At 66.9% G+C, this 22,176-nt stretch carries 23 protein-coding genes and 1 pseudogene; 10 read left to right on the top strand and 14 right to left on the bottom strand.

Annotation, left to right across the window (positions count from 1 at the left end):
• Nucleotide 1: 1 nt before the first annotated feature.
• Nucleotides 2-1,525 (bottom strand): glycogen synthase GlgA, encoded by a 1,524-nt coding sequence (gene glgA / locus CA260_RS10920; RefSeq protein ID WP_111983138.1) that lies wholly within the window; start codon nt 1,523-1,525, stop codon nt 2-4.
• A gap of 352 nt (nt 1,526-1,877) precedes the next feature.
• Here glgA and CA260_RS10915 point away from each other — a divergent pair, with 352 nt between their 5' ends.
• The 3 genes from CA260_RS10915 to CA260_RS10905 are packed head-to-tail and all read left to right on the top strand — an operon-like array spanning nt 1,878 to nt 4,413.
• Complete coding sequence (locus CA260_RS10915; RefSeq protein ID WP_111983137.1) at nt 1,878-2,459, top strand: isochorismatase family cysteine hydrolase; 582 nt, start codon at nt 1,878-1,880, stop codon at nt 2,457-2,459.
• On the top strand, nt 2,459-3,751 hold the full coding sequence (locus CA260_RS10910) for an Nramp family divalent metal transporter (protein WP_111983136.1): 1,293 nt from the start codon (nt 2,459-2,461) through the stop codon (nt 3,749-3,751). The genes CA260_RS10915 and CA260_RS10910 overlap by 1 nt, the downstream gene beginning before the upstream one ends.
• Entirely contained in the window at nt 3,748-4,413 is a 666-nt protein-coding gene (locus CA260_RS10905) for a hypothetical protein (protein WP_111983135.1), read from the top strand. The genes CA260_RS10910 and CA260_RS10905 overlap by 4 nt, the downstream gene beginning before the upstream one ends.
• 3 nt (nt 4,414-4,416) lie before the next feature.
• Here the strand turns inward: CA260_RS10905 and CA260_RS10900 are convergent, their stop codons facing one another.
• Nucleotides 4,417-5,001 (bottom strand): alpha-ketoglutarate-dependent dioxygenase AlkB, encoded by a 585-nt coding sequence (locus CA260_RS10900; protein WP_111983134.1) that lies wholly within the window; start codon nt 4,999-5,001, stop codon nt 4,417-4,419.
• Nucleotides 5,002-5,113: 112 nt separating this feature from the next.
• Here CA260_RS10900 and CA260_RS10895 point away from each other — a divergent pair, with 112 nt between their 5' ends.
• The 3 genes from CA260_RS10895 to CA260_RS10885 all read left to right on the top strand — a co-directional run bounded on the left by CA260_RS10895 (nt 5,114) and on the right by CA260_RS10885 (nt 6,568).
• Entirely contained in the window at nt 5,114-5,509 is a 396-nt protein-coding gene (locus tag CA260_RS10895) for a BON domain-containing protein (RefSeq protein WP_172461807.1), read from the top strand.
• Nucleotides 5,510-5,521: 12 nt separating this feature from the next.
• The gene (locus CA260_RS10890) at nt 5,522-6,037 is read left to right on the top strand and encodes a hypothetical protein (protein WP_111983132.1); all 516 of its coding nucleotides are present in this window, start codon (nt 5,522-5,524) and stop codon (nt 6,035-6,037) included.
• A 117-nt stretch (nt 6,038-6,154) separates the two neighbouring features.
• On the top strand, nt 6,155-6,568 hold the full coding sequence (locus tag CA260_RS10885) for a CBS domain-containing protein (RefSeq protein ID WP_111983131.1): 414 nt from the start codon (nt 6,155-6,157) through the stop codon (nt 6,566-6,568).
• Between the two features lie 267 nt (nt 6,569-6,835).
• On the opposite strand, the gene CA260_RS10880 is transcribed toward CA260_RS10885, so the two are convergent.
• The 12 genes from CA260_RS10880 to CA260_RS10825 are packed head-to-tail and all read right to left on the bottom strand — an operon-like array spanning nt 6,836 to nt 18,502.
• Nucleotides 6,836-7,132: a cytochrome C oxidase subunit IV family protein gene (locus CA260_RS10880; RefSeq protein ID WP_111983130.1), complete on the bottom strand. Its 297-nt coding sequence runs from the start codon at nt 7,130-7,132 to the stop codon at nt 6,836-6,838.
• The gene (locus tag CA260_RS10875) at nt 7,129-7,788 is read right to left on the bottom strand and encodes a cytochrome c oxidase subunit 3 family protein (protein WP_111983129.1); all 660 of its coding nucleotides are present in this window, start codon (nt 7,786-7,788) and stop codon (nt 7,129-7,131) included. The genes CA260_RS10880 and CA260_RS10875 overlap by 4 nt, the downstream gene beginning before the upstream one ends.
• Entirely contained in the window at nt 7,785-9,389 is a 1,605-nt protein-coding gene (locus CA260_RS10870) for a cytochrome c oxidase subunit I (protein ID WP_111983128.1), read from the bottom strand. The genes CA260_RS10875 and CA260_RS10870 overlap by 4 nt, the downstream gene beginning before the upstream one ends.
• Nucleotides 9,376-10,311 (bottom strand): cytochrome c oxidase subunit II, encoded by a 936-nt coding sequence (gene coxB / locus CA260_RS10865; protein WP_202864076.1) that lies wholly within the window; start codon nt 10,309-10,311, stop codon nt 9,376-9,378. Before coxB ends, CA260_RS10870 begins: the two co-directional genes overlap by 14 nt.
• A complete protein-coding gene (locus CA260_RS10860; protein WP_111983127.1) occupies nt 10,308-11,081 on the bottom strand; it encodes an SCO family protein in 774 nt (257 codons plus the stop codon). The genes coxB and CA260_RS10860 overlap by 4 nt, the downstream gene beginning before the upstream one ends.
• A complete protein-coding gene (locus CA260_RS10855) occupies nt 11,078-11,422 on the bottom strand; it encodes a hypothetical protein (protein WP_111983126.1) in 345 nt (114 codons plus the stop codon). The genes CA260_RS10860 and CA260_RS10855 overlap by 4 nt, the downstream gene beginning before the upstream one ends.
• On the bottom strand, nt 11,419-12,495 hold the full coding sequence (locus CA260_RS10850; RefSeq protein WP_111983125.1) for a hypothetical protein: 1,077 nt from the start codon (nt 12,493-12,495) through the stop codon (nt 11,419-11,421). Before CA260_RS10850 ends, CA260_RS10855 begins: the two co-directional genes overlap by 4 nt.
• Complete coding sequence (locus tag CA260_RS10845) at nt 12,492-13,067, bottom strand: c-type cytochrome (protein ID WP_238149716.1); 576 nt, start codon at nt 13,065-13,067, stop codon at nt 12,492-12,494. Before CA260_RS10845 ends, CA260_RS10850 begins: the two co-directional genes overlap by 4 nt.
• Nucleotides 13,064-13,600: a DUF3341 domain-containing protein gene (locus tag CA260_RS10840; protein ID WP_111983124.1), complete on the bottom strand. Its 537-nt coding sequence runs from the start codon at nt 13,598-13,600 to the stop codon at nt 13,064-13,066. The genes CA260_RS10845 and CA260_RS10840 overlap by 4 nt, the downstream gene beginning before the upstream one ends.
• Nucleotides 13,597-14,958, bottom strand: a complete 1,362-nt coding sequence (gene nrfD / locus CA260_RS10835; protein WP_111983123.1) for an NrfD/PsrC family molybdoenzyme membrane anchor subunit — start codon at nt 14,956-14,958, stop codon at nt 13,597-13,599. The genes CA260_RS10840 and nrfD overlap by 4 nt, the downstream gene beginning before the upstream one ends.
• On the bottom strand, nt 14,955-17,834 hold the full coding sequence (locus CA260_RS10830; RefSeq protein ID WP_111983122.1) for a 4Fe-4S dicluster domain-containing protein: 2,880 nt from the start codon (nt 17,832-17,834) through the stop codon (nt 14,955-14,957). The genes nrfD and CA260_RS10830 overlap by 4 nt, the downstream gene beginning before the upstream one ends.
• A 20-nt stretch (nt 17,835-17,854) precedes the next feature.
• Nucleotides 17,855-18,502, bottom strand: coding sequence for a cytochrome c3 family protein (locus CA260_RS10825; RefSeq protein WP_111983121.1), 648 nt, complete (start codon nt 18,500-18,502; stop codon nt 17,855-17,857).
• A gap of 372 nt (nt 18,503-18,874) precedes the next feature.
• Between CA260_RS10825 and CA260_RS10820 the strand changes: the two genes are divergently transcribed.
• The 4 genes and pseudogenes from CA260_RS10820 (at nt 18,875) to CA260_RS10805 (ending at nt 22,081) form a co-directional block, all read left to right on the top strand.
• The gene (locus CA260_RS10820) at nt 18,875-19,843 is read left to right on the top strand and encodes a cation diffusion facilitator family transporter (protein ID WP_111983120.1); all 969 of its coding nucleotides are present in this window, start codon (nt 18,875-18,877) and stop codon (nt 19,841-19,843) included.
• Between the two features lie 98 nt (nt 19,844-19,941).
• A pseudogene (locus CA260_RS21340) lies at nt 19,942-20,166 on the top strand (hypothetical protein); the annotation flags it as partial.
• A gap of 217 nt (nt 20,167-20,383) precedes the next feature.
• On the top strand, nt 20,384-21,553 hold the full coding sequence (locus CA260_RS10810) for a zinc-dependent alcohol dehydrogenase (protein WP_111983119.1): 1,170 nt from the start codon (nt 20,384-20,386) through the stop codon (nt 21,551-21,553).
• A 75-nt stretch (nt 21,554-21,628) separates the two neighbouring features.
• Nucleotides 21,629-22,081 carry a PA2169 family four-helix-bundle protein gene (locus CA260_RS10805; RefSeq protein ID WP_111983118.1) on the top strand — a complete coding sequence of 151 codons (453 nt, stop codon included), beginning with the start codon at nt 21,629-21,631 and terminating at the stop codon, nt 22,079-22,081.
• Nucleotides 22,082-22,176 lie beyond the last annotated feature (95 nt).

Genomic DNA, 22,176 nt, shown 5'->3' with positions numbered 1-22,176 from the left:
GTCAGGCTGCCGCACGTTGGGCCACTGCCTTCGCGTACAAGGCGCTGTACTGGCGGGCCGGGCCGGTCCAGTCGTGGCGCTGGGCCATGGCCGCGCGGCGCATCGCCTGCAGCAACTCGGTCTCGTCGTAGATGCGGAACGCGCGTTGCAAGGCCTGGCGCAGGTCGGTGGCGCGCGGCTGCGAAAACAGCAGGCCGGTGACGCCGTCCTCGATCGTGTCCAGCAGTCCGCCGGTGGCATGCGCAATGGGCAGGCTGCCGTAGGTCTGCGCATACATCTGGCTCAATCCGCATGGCTCGAAGCGCGAGGGCATCAGCAGGAAGTCCGAGCCGGCGAACATGCGGCGCGCCAGGGGCTCGCTGAAGCCGATGGAGGCCGCAACGCGCCCGCGGAAGCGTCGCGCGAGGCGCGCCACGGCCGCTTCCATGTCGGCATCGCCCACACCGATCAGCGCGAGCTGGCCGCCGGCCGAGACGATCTGCGGGCCGACCTCGCACACCAGGTCGATGCCTTTCTGGGCCACCATGCGCGCCACGAAACTGAACACCGGACCTTCGTGCTCGTCCAGGCCCAGCTCGCTGCGCAGCTGTGCGCGTGCACGCAGGCGCACCGCATCGGCGCCGCGGTCGTCGCCCTGCGGCAGCGCGGGATCGTTGGCGAGGCACCAGCTGCCGTCGATGCCGTTGGTGATGCCGCTCAGCCGCCCTTGCGCCGCACGCCGGTGGAGCAGCGCATGCAGGCCCATGCCATGCAGCGGCGTGGCGATCTGTTCGGCGTAGGTGGCGCTGACCGTGGTCACCTGGTCGGCCAGCATGAGGCCGGCGCGCAGGAACGAAATCTGCCCGTGATAGTCCGCTTCGGTCGCGCGCATCGGAATGCCGAGTGTCGCGCGGCAGGTGGCGGGAAACAGGCCCTGGTGCGCCAGGTTGTGGATGGTCAGTATCGAGGGCACGCGGCGGCCGCCCCACTGCAGGTACGGCGCGGCGAGCGCCGTCGGCCAGTCGTTGAGATGCAGCAGGTCGGGGCACCAGTCCATGCCGGTGGTGCCCATCGCGATCTGCGCCGCGGCCATGGAGAGCAGGGCGAAGCGCGTGGCGTTGTCGGTCCAGTCGGTGCCGGTGGGGCCGACGTAAGGCGAACCCACGCGCTCGAACATGGCCGGCTGGCGCAGCACGTAGACGTCGAGTCCGTCCTCGGTACGCATGTGTCCGATGCGCGCGGCGGGAAGACCCGCGAAGGGCTGCGTCCAGCCCACCCAGCGCAGCGACCGCGCACGCTCCAGTACGGCCGGATAACCGGGGATGAGCACGCGTACGTCATGCCAGCGCGACAGCGCACGCGGCAGCGCCGCGGCGACGTCCCCGAGCCCGCCGGTCTTGACGAAATCGGTCATCTCGGTGGTGACGAACAGGGCGTTGATCTGTCCGTGACGCGGGCGGGAGGGGCGGTTGCTGCGATGTTCGGTGGGACGTCGCGTGGCGTCCTTGGTGGCAGGCGTGTTACGGAACGAAATGGCGTTGGTCATGGTGCATGGCTCTCGCACCGGCGCGCCACGCGCGGGCGGCGGCCGGTTGCTGCGTGGATGTGGGAGATGCAGCAGCCAGGGACTGGCTACAGCAATGATTCAGACGCTAGGAGTTGCTGCATCAACTCGGCGTGTAAGACATCCATAAAGAATGTGAGCGAAGCAAACGCAGTAAATAATGGAGTGCGCACCGAAATTTCCGCGCTCGCATCGCGCGTGAGAACCACGGCTGAGCCCGTCGCGAGACCGTCATGAACGCCATTGGTTTTCGACGGCATGCTCACGCCGGCCACACTGCGCGTGGACGGAATAGCGGCCACTGTCGGGCCATTCCGTTGCGAGTGGAGAGGCGATGATCGCCACCCGGTCGTCGGCGCGTAACAGGCGCGCACTGTTGCTGGTGGACGTCTTCAGCCATTTTCGGTTCGAAGACGGCCGCGAGCTGGCGGACGCGCTCGTGCGTACGGCGCCGGCCATTGCCGCGCTCGTCTCACGGTGCCGGAAACGGCACGAGCCCGTGATTTATTGCAACGACAATTTCCAGCGCTGGCATGACAGCTGGCGAGGCGTCCTCGCCCACACCGTGCGCGAGGGCCTTCCTGCGGCCTCGCATCTGCTCGAAGTGCTGTACCCGACGAGCGACGACGTCGTGCTGCTGAAGTCGCGGCATTCGGCGTTCTACCATACGCAACTCGTGCCGTTGCTGGAGCATCTGGGCGTCAAGGAGTTGTGCATCGCCGGCGCCGCCACGGATGCCTGCGTGCTTTGCACGGCGATCGATGCGCACGTGCGTGGCTATCGCGTCACCATTGCCAGGGACGCGGTGGCCGCCGCCAGCCACGAGCGCCACGTCCGCGCGCTGGCGCAGATGTCCGACAGCCTGGGCCTGTGCGTTGAGCCTGGCGAGGCCTGGCTCGCGGCGGAGCCCGCTTGATGCGGCCGAACAAGCGCGTGCCCCTCAACGACGCACCGCCCAGCCCTTGGTGGAAGCGGCTGAGTGCCGGCCTGGTGACAGGGGCTGCGGATGACGATCCCAGCGGCGTCGCGACGTACTCGCAGGTCGGTGCGCGCTTCGGCTACGCCATGCTATGGATCGTGTTCATCACGACGCCGCTGATGATCGCGATACAGATGGTGTGCGCGCGCATCGGTCGCGTGACCGGGCGCGGACTGGCGGACAACCTCTCCCGGCAGTTTCCCAAGCCGGCCGTGTGGTCGCTGGTGGCCATGCTGGTGGTGGCCAACGTGATCAACATTGGCGCCGACCTGGCGGCGATGGGAGCGGCGGCCAAGCTGCTGCTCGGTGGTCCCGGGCTCGCGTACGCGATCGTCTTCGCCGTGGTGTCCACGGCGTTGCAGGTGTACGTCTCGTTCGAGCGCTACTCGCCCATACTCAAGGTGCTCGCGATGAGCCTGTTCGCCTACGTGGCCACCGTGTTCGCCGTCAAGGTGCCGTGGAGCGAGGTGGCGCGTTCCGTCGTCATGCCGCACGCACCGTGGAATCTCGACTACGTGACCGGCCTGGTCGCCGTGCTTGGCACCACCATCAGTCCGTACCTGTTCTGCTGGCAGGCCGCGCAGGAGGTGGAGGAGCTGCGCGAAAGCGACGAGCGCGAGCCGCTGCGCGAGGCGTCGGAACAGGCACCCGATGCCTTGCGTCGCATCGCGACCGATACCAGCGTCGGCATGATTTTCTCCAACGTCATCGCGTTCTTCATGATCGTCACCGCCGCGGCGGTGCTCCATGCGCACGGCAAGACCGACATCACGTCCACCTCCGAAGCCGCCGAAGCGCTGCGCCCGCTCGCCGGCCGCTTCGCATTCACGTTGTTCTCGATGGGCATCATCAGCACCGGCCTGCTTGCGGTGCCCGTGCTGGCGGGCGCGACGGCCTTCGCGGTGGCCGGCGCCGCGCACGCGCGTTACGGCCTGAGCTGCTCGCCGCGTGGGGCGAAATTGTTCTATGGCGTGCTGATCGGCTCGATGGCGCTGGGAGCTGCACTGACGCTGTCGCCGCTGGATCCGATCAAGGCGCTGTACTGGAGCGCGGTGGTGAACGGCGTGTGCGCCGTACCGCTGATGGCGGCGATCATGTTGGTTGGCCGCCGGCGCAAGGCGATGGGCGAGCAGGTGGTGCGCGGCTGGCTGTTGGTGCTGGGCTGGCTGGCGACGGCCGTGATGGGCATAGCGGCCATCGTGATGTTCGCCACCATGGGCAAGGGATGAGCCGCTGCGCGACGGCGGTGCTGGCGGCGGCAACGGTCATCCTGTGCTCGCCTCGGGCGTGGGCGGGCGCCGGTGCCTACCTGGTCGACGATGCGTCGATCACGCCGGCGGGGCACTGCCAGGTACAGAGCTGGGCACAGGCGTTCTCCGGCGGGCAGAAGGCGCTCAACACCTTGCCCGCCTGCAGCACGGGCCCGGTGGAATGGTCGCTGGGCGCGGCCGGGCAAAATCATCCGTACCAGCATCAGGAAAGCCCCGCCGTGAAATGGATGCTGCGCGATCCGTCGGCGCATCCGCTGGGCGCGGCGATCAATGTCGGTGCCACCTGGTCCAACGGGCACGTGCAATCGCGCAACACGTATGCGGCGCTGACGTGGACGCCGCCAGGACAGCAGCAATGGTCGGTGAATGCCGACGTCGGCGCCTTCTGGTCGCGTGACCGGAAGTGGCAGACGCTGTTGGGACTGGGCCTGAAGTACAAGCTCACGCCGCACCTCGCCATCGTGGCCGAGCACATACATCCCTGGGTGGGCGCGGCGACGTCGCAGGCGGGCCTGCGCTGGACGTTCCGCAACAACGACAGCGTGGATGTGATCGTGGGCCATGGCAGCGTCGCCGCGCATGATCGCTGGCTCACCTTCGGCCTCAACGTGGGGTTTTGATGCTCATTCGCTGCGACGGCGCGTGCGAAACGCCACGCTGATGCGCGGGCCGACCGGTTGTGTCTGCTTGGGAATGCCGTGGTCGTAATGGTGCTGGCTTTGCCAGTCCATCAGCAGCAGGCTGCCAGGGTTGAGGTCGAGGTCGAATCGCCGCCGTGGCGTCGCCTTGCTACGTATCAGCATGCGCCGCGTGGTGCCCAGCGACAGCAGCGCGATCGGGCGCCCCTCCACCAGGTCGGCGAGCCGGTCGTTGTGCATCGCCACGCTGTCGTGCTCATCGCGGTAGAAGTTGAGGCCGATGCTGTCGAAGGTCTCGCCGGTGTGCCGGCTGACGTGATCCATGGCTTCAGCCAGCGGATCGGGCCACGACTCGTCGCGAAAGCCGAAATGCGCGGTGAGCCGCGGCACGTCAAGTTCGCGTTCGTACATGACCCGTCGCTTCTGCGACCAGATCCCGCTGTCCGACAGCTGGCGGAACCAACGATCAGCCGTCGCGCCATCGATCACGTTTTCTTCGTACACGATCCGTCCGCTGGCATCGTCCAGCAATACGAGCGGGCCCTCGTTGAACAGGGAGAACTGCGTCATGGCATGCATGCGGAAGAGTGGGGCGTCGACTAAGGCTTGCCGGGATATTCACCGTCACTGGACTCATGGATTGCGACAACCGAAATCGATATCGCCGACGGGTCCATCCACGATGAAAGCTCCCAAATACACCGGTTTGCTGTTGTCCGCCTTGCTCTCCATATATGCGGTGCAAGGCCTTGCCTATCAAGCCGCGCCGTCCTCGACCGGCCGCCCGCCGAACAACAGCAAGACCAACCAGCGCGACGCCCATGGCGCCAACCCCACGGCCCAGAGCCAGTCCAACGACAAGGCCGACGTGGAACTGGCCGCGCACGTGCGCAAGGCCATCGTTGGCGAGCATTCGCTGTCGACGACGGCGCACAACGTCAAGGTGATTGCCAGTGGCGGCGTGGTGACGTTGCGCGGCGTCGTGCGCAATGCCGAGGAGAAGAGTCGCGTGGAAACCATCGCCAGCGGTACCTCCGGCGTTAGCCGGGTCGACAACCAGCTCGACGTCGAGCACTGAGGAGAGACCATCATGAAGAGCGCCGTTTACTGCATCGCCAAGACGGTTGAGCAGGCCGAGAAGATCGTGCTGGACCTGAAGCAGGCGGGATGCCCCGCCGACGACATTTCCGTGCTTCTGCCGGACCGCCGGGGCAGCAAGGACTTCGCCCACGAGCACAACACCAAGGCGCCCGAAGGCGCCACGGCCGGCGGCGTGGCCGGGCTCGGCGTGGGGGCGGCGCTGGGCTGGCTGGTGGGCATCGGCGCATTGGCGATCCCGGGCGTGGGACCGTTCATTGCGGCGGGCCCGATCATGGCCGCGCTGGGCGGCGCCGCCGTGGGTACCGCGACCGGCGGCATCATAGGCGCGCTGGTCGGCCTTGGCATTCCCGAGTTTGAAGCCAAGCGCTACGACGCAAAGATCCGCGAGGGCAACATCCTCATCTCCGTGCACACCGAAGACAGCAAGCAGCGTTCGGTGGTGGAGGACATCTTCAAGGCCAACAATGCCGACGATATCTCCACCCGGCACGAGGCGAGCGTCTGATCGGCACGACCGTGGCGAGCGCTTTCACACGCGTCGGTAGCGGAATCGACGCGACGTGAACCGGGATCAGGCGAGGATGGCGGCACCGTTTTCATCCAGTCCTTCAGGTGATCGACCATGCGAACCATCCACGATGTAATGACTGCCGACGTGAAGCTCGTCGGCCCCGACCAAAGCCTTCGCGAGGCGGCCACGACCATGGCCGACAACGACGTGGGCAGCCTGCCGGTAGGTGACGGTGATCGCCTGATCGGCATGATCACCGACCGCGACATCGTCATCCAGGGCGTTGCGAAAGGTCGCGGCGCAGACGCCAAGGTGCGCGATGTCATGAGCCAGGGCGTGAAGTACTGCTATGAGGACGACGACATCCAGGAGGTCGCCGACAACATGGCAAGCCTCGGCATGCGGCGTCTTCCGGTGGTCAATCGCGACAAGCGCCTGGTGGGCATCGTCTCGCTGAGCAACATGGTCCAGGGCCACGAACAGGCCCGGAAAACCTTGCTCGAGGGCGTGGCCAAGCCGCATTGATCCGGCAACGGGGTGAAGGAGCAAAAAGCCGCCGAAAGGCGGCCTTTTGCTTTGGGTCGTGCGAGAGGGCGCGCGGCGCGTTGCGCGCAGTCGCGAGAAAGGGCGGCGGGCCAGGTAGAGGGAAGCCCGCCGCCCCTGTGATGCGCCGCCGACGGCGTGAAGCCGCTTGGGAGAGGGGAATGCCCAAGCCTGGCGATGGTCGAGGCGCCCGTGCAGGCTACGCGCGAAGGCATCCCACGCCGGTGAAACGCCAATGCATGAGCCCGTTCACCATGGGCCCGCCAGTGGCGTGCGGGTGAGATAGTCGGCGAGCGCCAGCACCAGCAACAGCGAGAGCCAGAGAAATCCCGCCGCGGCCACCACGCGCAGGAACGGGTGTCCCTCGCCCACGCGCATGAAGAACACCATCACCAGCAACGCCTTGCACGCGGAGATCGCGACCGCCAGGGCGGCGTTGAATGCCCCCAGCGGCAGGCGAGCCAGCACGATGGTGAGGGCAAGCAGCGCGAGCAGCGCCGCCAGTGTCAGCAGCTGGCTTCGCAGCGAGGGCGGCGATGCCTTCATGCCGATCGCCCCACGAGGTAGACCAGCGGATAGACGAATATCCAGACGATGTCGACGAGGTGCCAGTACAATGCCGTGACTTCGACGGGCGCGAAATAGTCCGAAGAGAACGCCCCGCGCGAGGCCTTCCATGCCAGGCGCGACAGCAGGGCCACGCCGATGGCGACATGGAGGCTGTGGAAACCGGTAATGACGTAGTACAGGCAGAAGAAGATCATCATCGCCCGCGCCGGATGTCCGGACGGGTGATAGCGCATGCCGGGTATCAGCGCCTCCTCGTACTCCGCGTGGTACTCGATGCCGTGCAGCACCAGGAAGGTGACGCCGAGCAGCGCCGTGCCAGCCAGCAGCCAACTCGCCATGCGGCAGGCGCCGAACCGAACGTCGCGCACCGCCAATGCCGCCAGGCAGCTGCTGATCAGCAGGATGCCGGTCTCGATGCTGCCCAGCAGAAGATCGGTGCGTGCGCCGCCGTCGGCGAACGCGCGCGGAAACTGCACGCGTGCGACCGTATAGCCCACGAAAAGCACGCCGAAGAACAGCACCTCGGTCGCGATGAACACCCACATGCCGAGCACGGACGACTCGCGCTGCTGCGCATCGTCATCGAACTGGATGGCGCGGTTGGCCAGCAGGGGTGTGGATGCTTCGCTCATGGGCAGTACTGGTACGGCCCCTCGTTCACCACGGGCGGCAACGGAAAGTTGTGCACGGGTGGCGGTGACGTGGTGGTCCATTCCAGGCCGGTGGCCCGCCAGGGATTGGGGCCGGCGGCTGCGCCGCGCCACAGCGACCAGCCCAGGTAGCACAGCGGCATCAGGTAGGAGGCCGCAAGGATGGATGCGCCCGCGGAGGACAGCACGTTCAACCATTGGAACGGCTCGGGATACGCGTGGTAGCGCCGGGGCATGCCGAGGTAGCCAAGCAGGTACTGCGGAAAGAACGTGAGGTTGAAACCGAAGAACATGAGGATGGCGGCGAAGCGCGCGGGCCCTTCCGGATAGAGCCGGCCGGTGATCTTGGGCCACCAGTAGTGGATGCCGCCCAGGTAGGCCATCACCGAGCCGCCGACCATGATGTAGTGGAAATGCGCGACCACGAAATACGTGTCGGTGAGGTTGACGTCGAGCGCGGTGGCGGCGAGGAAAAGCCCGGTGAGTCCGCCGAGCATGAACAGGCCAACGAAGCCCAGCGCGTAAAGCATCGGCGCATGGAAATCGATGGTGCCCTTGTGCAGCGTCGCCACCCAGTTGAACACCTTGATGGCCGAGGGCACGGCCACCACGAAGCTGAGGATCGAGAACACGATGCCGGCGTACATCGATTGCCCGGCGACGAACATGTGGTGTCCCCACACCATGAAGCCGATCACCGCGATCGCCATCATCGACCACGCCATGAAGCGATAGCCGAAGATGCGCCGGCGCACGCCGCAGGTGATCAGCTCGCTCGCCACGCCCATCGCCGGCAGGATCATGATGTAGACCGCCGGGTGCGAGTAGAACCAGAAGAAGTGCTGGAACAGCAGCGGATCGCCGCCAAGCGCCGGATCGAAGATGCCCACGCCGAACAGTCGCTCCAGCGCGATGAGCGAGAGCGTCATGGCGAGCACGGGTGTCGCCAGCACCATCACCAGGCTGGTCGCGTACAAGGCCCACACGAACAGCGGCAGCCGGAACCAGTGCATGCCCACGGTGCGCATGGTGTGCACGGTCACGATGAAGTTGAGGCCGGTAAGGATCGAGGAGAACCCGACCACGAAGACGCCGATCACGGCCAGCACCACGTGCGTGTTGGAGAACATGGTGGAGAAGGGCGTGTAGAAGGTCCATCCGGTATCGACGCCGCCCAGCAGCAGGGCGCCGATGGTGAAAAGGCCGCCGCCCACGTACAGGTACCAGCTGAACAGGTTCAGCCGCGGAAACGCCACGTCCCGTGCACCGATCATCAACGGCAGCAGGAAGTTGCCCAGCGTGGCGGGAATCGACGGGATGAGGAAGAACCACACCATCACCACGCCGTGGAAGGTGAATGCCTTGTTGTAGGTCTCCGCGCTCATCAGCGCGCCCGCGGGCACGATGAGGTTGAGCCTGATCAGCGTGGCGGCGATGCCGCCGAGGAAGAAGAAGAACGTGATGCCGATGGCGTAGAGGATGCCGATGCGCTTGTGGTCGTGCGTGCATAGCCAGCCGGCCAGCCCAGGCTCTCCCGCGGTGAGGTAGTTGTCCACGGGTACGGTGCGATCAGTGCTGTTCATGCGCGGCCTCCGGCGCGGGCGACTTGAGGTACGCGATCAGGGCCAGCACGTCCTCTTCGCCGATGCGTCCCTGGTAGCTCGGCATGATCGGCGCGTAGCCGGCCACGACCTGCAGCGCGGGCAGCATGATGGAGTCGTGCAGGTAGCGGTCGTCGGCCACCACGCGCGAGCCGTCGGACAGCGCCACGGTGTTGCCGTAAAGGCCGGCCAGGTCCGGTGCGTGCACCGTCGACTGGCTGCCGTGGCAACCGCTGCAGCCCAGCTGCCGGAACAGCGTGGCGCCGCGCGTGGCGAGGGTTTCCGATGCGTGCTGTCGCAGCCATTGCGCATACGCCGCCGGCTGCATCACGTCGATATCGCCACGCATCACGGCATGGTCGGTGCCGCAGAACTCGGCGCAGAACAGCGGAAAACTCCCGAGCCGGGTGGCCGTGAACCACAGCTGGGTGTAGCGCCCTGGCAACACGTCCTGCTTCACGCGGAAGGCCGGCACGTAGAAGCTGTGGATCACGTCTTCCGAGGTCATCACCAGTTGTATCGGCTGGCCGATGGGTACGTGCAGGGCGTTGATCTCGCGCTGCCCGTTCGGGTGCTGCGCCTTCCACATCCATTGCTTGGCCACGATGTAGATCACGGCTGAGTCGGCCGGCGGCGTCTGCAGCCGCTGCCACAAGCCGATGCTCCACCCGAACAGCCCGATGAACAGCACCAGCGGCACCAGCGTCCAGGCCAGTTCGATGCCCAGCGACGACGACTTCCGCTCGGTGCGATCCGCCGGGCTGCCGCGGCGATAGCGGATGCAGAACACGATCATGGTGCCGAAGACACCCGCCACGACGATGCTGCTCACCACGAGCATCGTGTTGAACAGCGTGTCGATGTCCGGCGCGATCGACGAAGCCTGCAAGGTGGTGGACATCATGCACGGCGCCTCCATGCGTGCCATGCCGCGGCGGTGAACAACGCGGCGGCGAAAGTGACGCCCAGCAGTTGCATCACCTTGCCGATCAGCAGGGTGTAGCGGCCAGTGGTGGGGTCGTAGCCGCAACAGAGCAGCACGAGGCGATCGGTCAGGGATCCGACGGCGCCGCGGGAAGCTTCCACGACGGCGAGGCGAAGCGTGTGCGGCTGGTATTCGACGCCGAACAGGTAGCGTGACACCTTGCCCTGGGGTGTCACCACGACCACGCCCGCGGGATGCACGTACTCGTTCAGGCGCTCGTCGCGGAAATAGCGAAAGCCCAGCGGTTGCGTGATCTCGCGCAACGCATCCGGTGCGGCGCGTAGGTATTGCCAGCGCGCGGGCAGCGCGGCGGGCTCGATGCGGGTCAGATGCTGCGCGGCGCGGGTGGCGGCATCGGCACCTTCGCGTGGGTCGATGCTGAGGAACAGTACTTCCAGGTCGCGGCCCGGCTGCAATCCCGCGTGCGCCAGCGCATGCGCGAGACTTTGCATGACGGTATCGCAGAGATGGGTGCAGTCCAGATATCCCAGCGCGATGGCCATGGGTCGTCCATGCGCGCGCGCTTGCAGCGTGGCCATGACATCGCCACCATCGCGCAGTGCGACCTGCAGCGGCAGCTGCGCGCCCAGGTGCTGGTCGAATCCCGCGCGCCGATCCAGGTCGGCGGGAGGCATGGCGGCGCCGCACAGCAGGGACAGCGCCAATAGCAGGAGCAGCCGCGCGGTCATGGCCGCGTCTCCTTGGCATGGCGTCGGGCATCATCGACCACGATGTCCATCGCGCGTTCTATCGGAATCTGCGCGTAACGATGACCGGCGTCAGTCCAGCGGTATTGCGCAAGACGCCTGCGCTGGACGGCGAGCGTTTCTTCCCTGTCGTGGGGCGCATGGGCCTGCAGGCGGGCGCCCGAAAATGCCGTGGTGTGCACGGATGCCGGCTTTGGAAACTGGCGCCACAGCGCATGCATGGCGACGAGCACGGCCATGAACCCCACGGCCAGCCACAGGCCGATGCGTCGCAGCGCGCGCATGTCGACATGGTGTTCCTCATGGCGCGCCGGCTGCGTCATGTGGCGGCGTCCATGGCACGCGCATCCGTGTCCACGCGACGCGTCTTCCCGGGAATCCAGGCGCAGATCGCCGGTCCGGTGGCGCACAGCCATGCGAGCGGCTCCCTCCAGGACCATGCAGGGCCGCCGCGGTGGACATCGGGCAGCACCAGCCAGAGGTCGTAGAAGGCCTGCGTGACGAACAGCAGGCCGGCGATCCAGCGCAATGGCGTCACGCTCTGCTTCACCGCGCGCGCGAGCAGCGGCAGGATGCATGAAAGCGGCACCACCGCCAGTGTGGCGCCCAGCCATCGCCAGTCGGTGCGCAGCCGTGGCAGGTACCACGCGTTGTCGGCGGGCAGGTCCGAGATCCACGCGGTGAGATAGTCCATGAAGGCGAGATAGCCCCAGCCAAGCGCTGCGACCAGCAGCAGGTTGGCCATGTCCTGCCGCCGTGGCGCGAGGCCGGCCTGGGTGGCGTCGCGCAGATGCCGCCACACGGCAAAAGCCAGCGCCGTCAGCAGTTGCGAGGCAAACAAGGTCGCGCCCAGCGCCGTGCTGTGCCAGCCCGCCACGCGGGACATGATCCAGTCCACGGCGCCGATCGAGGTGGAAAGCAGCATCAGGATCAGCCCGCCTGCGGCGTACCCCGTCCACGCATCGCGTCCGGCGCGCCGCACGGCACCGCGCGCGAGCATCAGCCAGCAGGCGAAGCAGGCCGCGCAGCGCAGGTAGAAGAACGGCAGGTTGAGGTAGTGGACGGGCCAGTCGTCGCGATGCGCAGCTTGCGCCCAGCCGAACAGCCACGGCGCACCGCACATCAGCGGCAGCGAAAGCAGCAGCGAAAGCGGCAGGCATCGGACCGCATCGGTGCAGTGGCGACGAAGTTCGCGCCCCCGCTCGCCGCCGGTCAACGCGTGGATCATCAGCAGGCAGAGGCTGCCCAGCGGAATGGCGAGCAGCAGCAGCCAGGCCGCCAGATAGGCGGTGAACACCCGTTCCGGATCACGCAGGGCGACCAGCCACAGCACGAGCCAGCCGATCGCCAGCGCGGCGATGAAGCGCCACCCGATGGCCGGGGCGCGACGTTTCATGGCGATGCGCCTGCATGGTCGAGCATCGTTTTGTCGTGGTCGTCGAGCTTGTCCATCGGCATGTGTCGACTGCCCTGCAGGGCGCGAACGTACGCCACGATCGCCCAGCGATCCTGCGGGCCGATGCGCTCGCGATAGGGATGCATCACGCCATAGCCTTGGGTGATCACGTCATAAAGATGTTGATCCGTGGCATCGCGCAGGCGACCGGTGTGATAGCTGGGTGGCGATGGAAAGCCGCGCTGCACGACGATGCCGTCGCCATCTCCCGCAAGGCCGTGGCACGGCGCGCAATGGATGCCGTAACGCTCGCGGCCCCTGCGCAGCAACGCCTCCGTGACGGCGGGCGGTCGTTCGGGCGTCAGGCGCCCGCGCCGTCCGCTGCTCGTCTGCGCCAGCGTGCCGCCGCCGTGGGCGACCGTTCCCTCGGCCGGCGGACGAGTGGCCGCGCCGTCGGCGAACAACGGGCTTGCATCGCCGGGCCGATAGTGCGGCTGGTCGTACATGTCGTGCACGCCGCGTTCGCACCCGGCGATGCTGAGCACGAGCAGCAGCATGCCGGCGGACTTCACCGTGGCACCTCGGCGATCAGCATCGGTGAGCAGTCCGCGAGCAGGCTCGGCAGCGCGATGTCTCCGTAAAGCGCGTCGTCGCTTCTCAGCAACAACGCATAGGCGTCCTGGCTCGCGTGCGCAAAAGCATCGACGTGGAAGACCGGGTGATACAGGCAGGGCAAGCGGCAGCGCGCGAACAGAGCGATCACGCCGGCGACGACGGCGCAGAGCAGGGCGATCTCCAGCGCAGCCGGGATGAAGGCGGGCCAGCTGGCGAGCGGTCGTCCCGCGATATGGATGGGGTAGTCCACGACGGCCGCGTAGTACTGGAGGGCGAGCATGGCGCCGCCGCCCACGGTCCCCGCGGCGAACATGAGTTTCGGCATGAACGAGCTGTCGGAACCGAGCGCATCCGCGAGGCCCTCGACCGCATGAGGCGAATAGGCTTCCAACGCCACGCAGCCGGCGGCGCGCAGATGCCTCGTGGCGCGCAACAGGTCGTCCGCCTGCGCGAACACCACCATGCTTCCGTAGATCGGCTGGCCGTTCATGGCGTCGCCTTGGCGCGCAGCGTGGCCGCCTTGCGCAGTTCAGCCATGGGGAGCATCGGCAACCACCGCACGAACAGCAGCAGGAGCAGAACGAAGAGCGCTATCGATCCGAACAGGAACACGAAATCCCACAGGGTCGGGTAGTACAGGTGCCAGCTCGAAGGAAGGAAATCCCGGAAGAGGCTGTTGACGATCAGCAGGAAGCGCTCGAACCACATGCCGACGAGCACCAGCAACCCGATCACGAGCAGCGCCCATGGCGTGTGGCGCACGCGCCGCCACCACAGCAGCTGGATGGCGATGACATTGCAGGCGATCGTCGTCCAGTACGCCCAGGCGTAGCTCCCTGCGAACTTGTTCAACATCGAGGCGATGTCGTAGCGGTTCTGACTGTAGAACGCGTCGAAGACCTCCATGGCATAGCTGTAGTCGATCACCAGTCCTGCAGCGAGCGTCATGCGCGCGAGACGATCCAGGTGAAGCGGCGTGATGTAGTCCTGCAATCCGTAGCAGCGCCGGAGCACGACGGCCAGCACCAGGGCCATCGCAAAGCCAGAGAAGAACGCGCCCGCGACGAAAAAGGGCGGAAACAGGGTCGAATGCCAGCCGGGCAGCAAGCCTTCGGAAAAATCGAGTGCGACCATGCTGTGCACGGAAAACACCAGCGGAACCGCGATGCCCGCGAGCACCACGCTGAGTGTCTCGTGCTGCTGCCAATGGCGCGCCTCGCCGCGCCAGCCCAGCGCCAACGTGCCGTAGAACAGTTGCTGCCATCGCTTCGTGGCGCGATCGCGCAGCGTGGCCAGGTCGGGCAGCAGCCCGACGTACCAGTACAGGATCGATACCAGCAGGTAGGCGATGATCGCGAAGAAATCCCATAGCAGCGAACTTCGCCATTGCGGCCACAGGCCCATGCGGTCCGGGTACGGCGCAAGCCAGTAGAAGAACCACGGCCGGCCGAGGTGCAGGATGGGAAACAGGCCGGAGATGGCCACCGCGAACACCGTCATCGTTTCGGCATAGCGGCTCAGCGAGGCGCGCCAGTCCTGCCGGGCGAGCAGCAGCGCGGCGGAGATGAAGGTGCCCGCCATGCCGATGGCGATCCACCATACGTAGTTCGTGATGTCGAAGGCCCACGCCACCGGGATGTTGTTGCCCCAGATGCCGATGCCGGTCGCCACCAGATGCCCGATGCCCACGACGAACACGCCCATGAGCACCAGGGCCAGGATGAAACTGGCGAGCCATGCGATGCCGCTGGGCCGATGCAGGACGATATCGCTGACGTCCCGGCTGATGCGCCTGGCGGAGAGGCGCTGCGGTGGCGTGGGCGTCGGCGGGAACGGCACGACGTTCATGCCTCCTCTCCCGCGAGCGAAGGATGCGGGTTGCGCACGCGCGCCAGGTACGCCGTGCGCGGCCGCGTGTTGAGTTCGGGCAACAGTGTGTAAAGCCGCTTCGATCGCCGCGTGCCGCTGACGTCGCTGCGTGCGTCGCGCAGGTTGCCGAAATGAATGGCGCGGGTAGGGCAGGCCGCCTGGCAGGCGGTGACGACATCGCCATCTTCCATGGCCCTGCCATCGCGATCGGCCGCGATGTGGGCTTGCTCGATGCGTTGTATGCAGTACGTGCATTTTTCCATGACGCCACGGTTGCGCACGGTGACGTCGGGGTTGCGCTGCGCCTTCAGGCTCTCCGTATCGAGATCGGCGTATTGCAGGAAGTTGAAACGGCGCACCTTGTACGGACAGTTGTTGGAGCAGAAGCGCGTGCCGACGCAGCGGTTGTAGACCTGCACGTTCAGGCCGTCGCTGTCATGCACGGTCGCGCCCACCGGGCACACCAGCTCGCACGGCGCATGCTCGCAGTGCATGCACGGCACGGGCTGATGCGCGATGCCGGGGTTCGACGGCTGCCCGCTGTAGTAGCGGTCGACGCGGATCCAGTGCATCTGGTGCCCGCGGCGCACCTCTTCGGCTCCGACGACCGGGATGTTGTTTTCCGCCTGGCAGGCGACCGTGCAACCCTTGCAGCCGATGCAGGCGTTGAGGTCGATGGTCATGCCCCAGGCGACATCGCCGGGCGGCGGCTCGTCGTAAAGGCTGGGCGGGGTTTCGTCAGGGGCGGCGCGTGCGGCGCCCAGCGCCGCCACCGTCATTTCACGGATGGGGAGGCGTTCCTCGGTGCGATCGTGCGACTGCACCGAGGCCAGCGCCGCGTGGCCTTGCGACGGCGACATCGTCGCGTGCGCTATCCAGGACTCGCCTGCCGTCCTGAGCGCGTAGGCGTTGACGCCTATGCCGCTGCCCACGCGTCCGGCATGCGTGCGCCCGTGCCCGAGGTGCAGTGTCACGCAGGTGTCGGCCTGGCCGGGCATGATCCATACCGGTACTTCCAACGCCCTACCGCTCACATCGAGCTTCACCAAGTCGCCGTTCGCGAGGCCATGCCCTTCGGCCAGGCGCGGGCTGATCAGCGCGGCATTGCCCCAGGTGAGCTGGGTGAGCGGGCGGGGACATTCCTGCAGCCATGCGTTGTTGGCATGGCGGCCATCACGCAGCAGCGCATCCGGACGGAACAGCAGTTCGAGCGGAGGCGCGGTGAATCGCGATGGCCAGTAGGAAGCGACATCCGGCGATGGCGAAGGCGCGGGAGTGTCGGGCATGGCTTCCGGTATGACGCCATCGCGCAATGCCGCGTCCCATGCTTCGTCCGTCAGCCTGGCCCATCGCTGGCGGATGATCGCCCGCCCGCGTTGCTCCGTGTCGCCGTTCAGCAGCGCGACCAGTTCATGGATCGAGCGCGTGTCGTACAGGGTCTCGATGGCGGGCTGCGCGAGGCTGCAGGTGCCGTCGGATGAAAGCGCGTCGGACCAGCTTTCCAGCCCATGCGAGAGCGGGAGATGCCATTGGCAGGCCATGCCGCTTTCATCGCGATAGAGGCCGGCGTGTACCGTGGTCGGCACCTTGGCCAGCGCGGATGCGAACGCGAAATCCGCCGGCGCGTCATAGACGGGGTTCGTGTCGAGCAGCAGCAGCGTGCTCACGCGGCCGGCGTGCATGTCCGCGCACAGCGACGCCAGGTCGGGTGCCGGCGGTTCGATGGCCCGGTAGAACACCGTCCGGTCGGCGTTGCCCAGGCGCGCATTGAGAAGATGAGCCAGGGCGTGAACGTGTGCAGGCTGGCTTTCGCCCACGGCAATGACACTGCGACCCGCATGCGATTGCAGGTCCTCGGCGAGCGCGGCGATGCGTGTCTGATCGAGCGTGGGTGACGCGGCCACGTCGACGTCCACGCCCAGGGCACGGGCCAGCGCCAGCAGCACGTCGGCGATGCGCGACGAGGCCACGATCCAGCGATGATCCGCCATGGCGCCCGTGAGCGACGGGGTGCCTTCCACCGCGTACCAGCGGCTCATGCGTTGGCCGCCTTCCGCCTCGCGCCGCCGGGCGGAGGCGTTGGCGTATGCCAGGTGGGCGGGGCTGCCATCGAGTAGGTCGGCTTCGAGCGACAGCACGATATCGGCCTCGTCCAGCCGGTAGCGGCAGGCATGCGGCTGGCCGAAGGCGAGTATCGAGCCCTGTACCGATGAGCGGTCGTCCACGGCATCGTGCACGTGCCACTGCGCGCCCGGATGGCGCGCCAGCCAATCGTCGCGCTGCGCGCGCAGCGTCGGTGACAACATCGGCGCACTGAGAATGCGCAGCCCCGTGCCATCGTGCCGATATCGCGCGCCCCACCGCAGGACCTGCGCCTCGAAGTCGCTCCAGGTCGCCACCTCGTCGCGCAGTCGCGGCGAGGGTGAGCGATCCGGATCCCACAGGTCCAGCACCGCGGCCTGCAACAGCGGGCCGGTGGCGCCGAGGCTGGCCGGGTGTCCCGGATTGCCCTCGATCTTGGTGGGGCGGCCCTCGTGCGTTTCCACCAGTACGCCGACGGCTTCTCCCGCCATGTACAAGGTCGTGGCGTAAAAGAGCGCCTCCGCGTTGCCGCTGGTGCGCGTGTGGCTTGTCGAAAGCACGCTGTCTGCCGGTGGCCGGCCGCAGGCGGTGATGCCTGCCATCGCCAGCGACGCACCAAGCAGCTTGAGGAATGCACGCCTGCCCATCGGCGCGGTTCCCGCCCATGCGGGCCATGGGTCGCGCAGGTGTTGCTGCATGCCGGGCTCGTCGACCAGGTCTTCGAGTGCGCGCCAGTACAGCGGCCCATGCTTGCCCGCGAGCCGCGCCTGCATGTGCGCCCGTCCATGCGGCGTCATCGATGGCATAGCGAGCAGTCCGTGAGCTTCTTGCGATCGATCCGATACGCGCCGACCAGTGCCTCGCCCAGTGCGCGCTGGTCGCCGGGCTGCCAGGACATGTCGTAGATCCGTTCGCGTGGACGCACATAGGCCTCGGGGTGACGATGGCAATCGAGGCACCACTTCATGGAGAGCGTCTGCGTGCGCCGCATCAGCGGCATCTGGTCGACGCGCCCGTGGCAGCTCGAACAGCCGATGCCTTTCGCCACGTGGATCGAATGGTCGAAATACACGAAATCCGGAAGCTGGTTGACCCGCTGCCAGGCGATGGGCGTGCCGTCGCGCCACGCTTTCAGCAAGGGCTGCAGCATCGGCTGGTCGGTGAACAATTGCGAGTGGCAGGTCATGCACGTAGCCACGGGCGGAATGCCTGCACGGGCCGCGCGCTCCACGGTGGTGTGGCAATAACGACAATCGAGGCCGACGTCATCCACGTGGTGCTTGTGGCTGAAGGGCACGGGCTGGTCCACCGTTTCATCCACGGCATGGCGCTCGCTGGTCAGTGCGCGCCACGCAAACACGCTTGAAATGACCATCACCAGCAGGGCTAACAGAACGAGGCGTGCGTAGAAGGCGGCATATCTCGAAAAGATCTGAGCCATCGCCAGGTGCGACCCCATCGTGTGGCGGATTCACCGTAGGCGGCCGATAGTGAAGACGGGGTCGCCATCAGCTCGATGTTTCATAACGGAGGCGTGGCGACGCCGTGCATGGCGACGGCGTCCCCGTCGAGGCGGCGCGCTGCATGAGCCGCGCGTGTGCGCCATTTTCGGCGTGGCAACGGAACGCAGGTTCGTTCGGGGTCGTGATGATCGCGGTCACCCGGCATCGACCCGCCGCCATCACGTGGATGCCTACTTTTCCGGTATCAGGATGGTCGAACAGGTTCGTCCATCACCGAGTTCGCGGCGCGGCTTGCATCATTCGCTTCGCAGGAGCGGGCGCGCGGCGCGCAGGAGTATCCGATCGATACCATGCAACGCAATGCATCCCGCCGGATTACCGCCAGCCGCCAGCGCTCGACTGCGGTCGTCTGGGCGGCGCTTGCGGGCAACCTGGCGATCGCGATCTCCAAGACCGTGGCTGCCGCCTTCACCGGCAGCTCGGCCATGTGGAGCGAGGCCGTGCACTCGCTGGTCGACACCGGCAACCAGTGGCTGATGCTGCTGGGCATGCGGCGCGCGACGCGCCCCGCCTCCGAGGCGCACCCGTTCGGTCACGGACTGGAACTGTATTTCTGGTCGTTCGTGGTGGCGATCATGATCTTCGGCCTGGGTGCCGGCGTGTCGATCTACCAGGGCATAAGCAAGCTCATCCGTCCCGAGGCGATGACGAATCCGTGGGTGAACTACATCGTGCTGGGCGTCGGCGTCCTGTTCGAGGGCTCGGTATGGCTCCTGGCGTTGCGTGAATTCCGGCGCGAGAGCCGGCGCCTCGGCTGGATCCGCGCCGTGCGATCGAGCAAGGATCCGGCGGTGTTCACCGTGCTGTTCGAGGATACGGCCGCGCTGGCCGGCCTGTTGGTCGCGCTGCTCGGCGTGGCGCTGACGCAGTGGACCGGCAACGCGCTCTACGACGGCCTGGCCTCCGTACTCATCGGCCTGATACTGGCGGCCACCGCCACGCTGCTGGCCAACGAATGCCGCGGCCTGCTGACCGGCGAGGCAGCCAGCTCCGTGGTGCGGAAGAGACTGCGCGAGCAGCTGTGCAGCCATCCCGCCGTCGTCGACGTGCACCGCGTATGGACCATGCACTTCGCACCGCATGACATCCTGCTCGCGGCGAGCGTCAAGTTCGACGATCGGCTGTCGCTGGCCCAGCTGGAAGCCGCGATCGTCGAGCTCGAAGAGGGCATCCGTGCGCAGCAGCCGGAATTCCAGCGGATCTTTCTCGAGCCCCGCCGCACGCCCAAGCACACGTCGACGACGACCGATCGGCCTTGAGTCGCGTGGCTGTGCTCGCCGTCGCGAGCACGGCGGCGCTGCGATACGTAGACGAAGGCTTCGTCGCCGTTCCACGTCCTCGTGATACGACAACGGCCGATAACTACCTGCGCGCGTTCGACGAGCGCACGGGCAAGGAGCTCTGGCGTGCGCGGCTGCCTGCCGGCGGACAGGCGACGCCCATGAGCTACCAGGGCGCGGACGGACGACAGTACGTCGTCATCGCCGCGGGCGGCCATGGTGGCCTCGGTACGCGACAGGGCGACTACGTCATGGCGTTCGCGCTGCCGTCGACACCGTCGGGTGGCGCGCAGCCGAAATAGCGAGCGGCTCGCCGTGGCGCTCGCGACGCACGAACGATGCGCCCGGCCTGCATGAGGCCGCAAACGCATGCACGCGAGGTTGATGGCCTTCTCACGCCGCATCCCGCGGCGAGTGCGCAAGCTCTGGCTGCCGTCCAGATGCATCCGGCCGACCGTGGCGTTCGCACGAAACCGCCGCTGCCGGCTGCGTCGGCGCCACTTCGACCGAGATTTTCCTATGCGTGCACTGACTTACCACGGTGCCAGGGACGTGCGTGTCGAGCGCGTCCCCGATCCGATCCTTCATCAGGAGGATGATCTCCTGCTCCGCATCACCGCCACGGCGATCTGCGGCTCGGACCTGCACCTGTATCGCGGCAAGATGCCCGCCATGAAGGATGGCGACATCCTCGGCCACGAGTTCATGGGCGTGGTGGAAGAGGTGGGGCCCGCCGTCACGGCGGTGAAGCAGGGCGATCGCGTGGTCGTTCCGTTCGTGATCGCCTGCGGCAAATGCTTCTTCTGCACGCGCGAGCAGTACGCCTGCTGCGAAACCACCAACCCCGACCAGGGTGCCACGCTCAAGCAGCGCCGCCACATCACGCCGCCTGCGGCACTGTTCGGCTACAGCCACCTGTATGGCGGCGTGGCGGGCGGGCAGGCGGAGTTCGTGCGCGTGCCCAAGGCCAATGTCGGGCCGTTCGTGATTCCCGGCAGCCTCGCCGACGAACAGGTGCTGTTTCTCACCGACATCCTGCCGACGGGATATCAGGCCGTGCTCAATGCGGGCGTCGGCCCCGGCGACAGCGTGGCCATCTTCGGCGCCGGCCCCGTCGGGCTGATGGCCGCCGCGTGCGCACGGCTTGCGGGCGTGGACACCATCTACCAGGTCGACGAAGCGCAGTATCGCCTGGATTTCGCCGAGGCCACCTACGGCGTGGTGCCGATCAACTTCGGGTACGACGACATCCAGCCGTCCGAACGGATCCTGGCGCTCACCTCCGGCCGCGGGGCGGATGCAAGCATCGACGCCATCGGTTTCGAGGCGAAGGGCAGCACGGGCGACGAAGTGCTCACCGCGATCAAGGCCGAGACGAGCTCAGGCGCGGCGCTACGCCAATGCATCGCCGCCACGCGTCGGGGCGGCGTCGTGAGCATCGCCGGCGTGTACGCGGGTTTCGTGCATGCGTTCCTCATCGGCGACGCCTTCGACAAGGGGCTGACCTTCAAGATGGGCCAGACGCACGTGCAGCGCTATCTCCCGCTGTTGCTCGACCGGATCGAGAACGGCGACCTTCGGCCCGACGTCATCATTTCGCACCGGATGGAGCTGGATCACGCCGCCGAAGGCTATCGCCTGTTCAACGAGATGTCCGACGAATGCCGCAAGGTGGTGTTGACGCCATGAGCGGTAGTCCCTCGGGCGGCGGCGTCGTGACGTGCGCCGCCGCCTGTATTCCCTTTGCCCGAACGGAGGAACGCCATGAACGAGCGCTCGCATGACATCGACGTACTGAACGACCTCATTGCCGCCACGCTGGACAGTTCCGATGGCTACAGCGAGGCGGCGGATCACGCCAAGAACCCCATGATCGCGGACCTGTTCCGCCAATGGGCCGCGGAGCGGCGCCGGGTCGTCGCGGAGCTGCGGGTGGCGGTGCGCGATCTCGGCGGCGAGCCGGAAGACGACGGCACCGTGCTGGCTTCCGTCCATCGCATGTTCCTCGATCTTCGTTCGCACATGAGCCACGGCGATCGCGCCGTGATCGATGAGGTCGAGCGGGGCGAAGACCACATCAAGGACAAGTTCGAACGTGCGCTGGCGGAGGAGTCGCTCGGGCCGCGGGCACGTGACGCCGTGCAGGCGGCCTACGCGCCGGTGCGCGCCGGCCACGACGAGATGCGCGCCCTCAAGCACTCGCACGAGAAGGGTTGATCGATGCCTGGTCGCCTTTGACGAGAGCTTCGCTTTTGCGCGGCAACGCATTCACAACCGCGCTTGCAGGATCGATCGCACGTACTTTTTCAGGT

The sequence above is a fragment of the Dyella jiangningensis genome (assembly GCF_003264855.1).
In the GTDB taxonomy this organism is placed as follows: Bacteria; Pseudomonadota; Gammaproteobacteria; order Xanthomonadales; family Rhodanobacteraceae; genus Dyella; species Dyella jiangningensis_C.
This window is presented reverse-complemented; position numbering and strand designations above follow the sequence as displayed.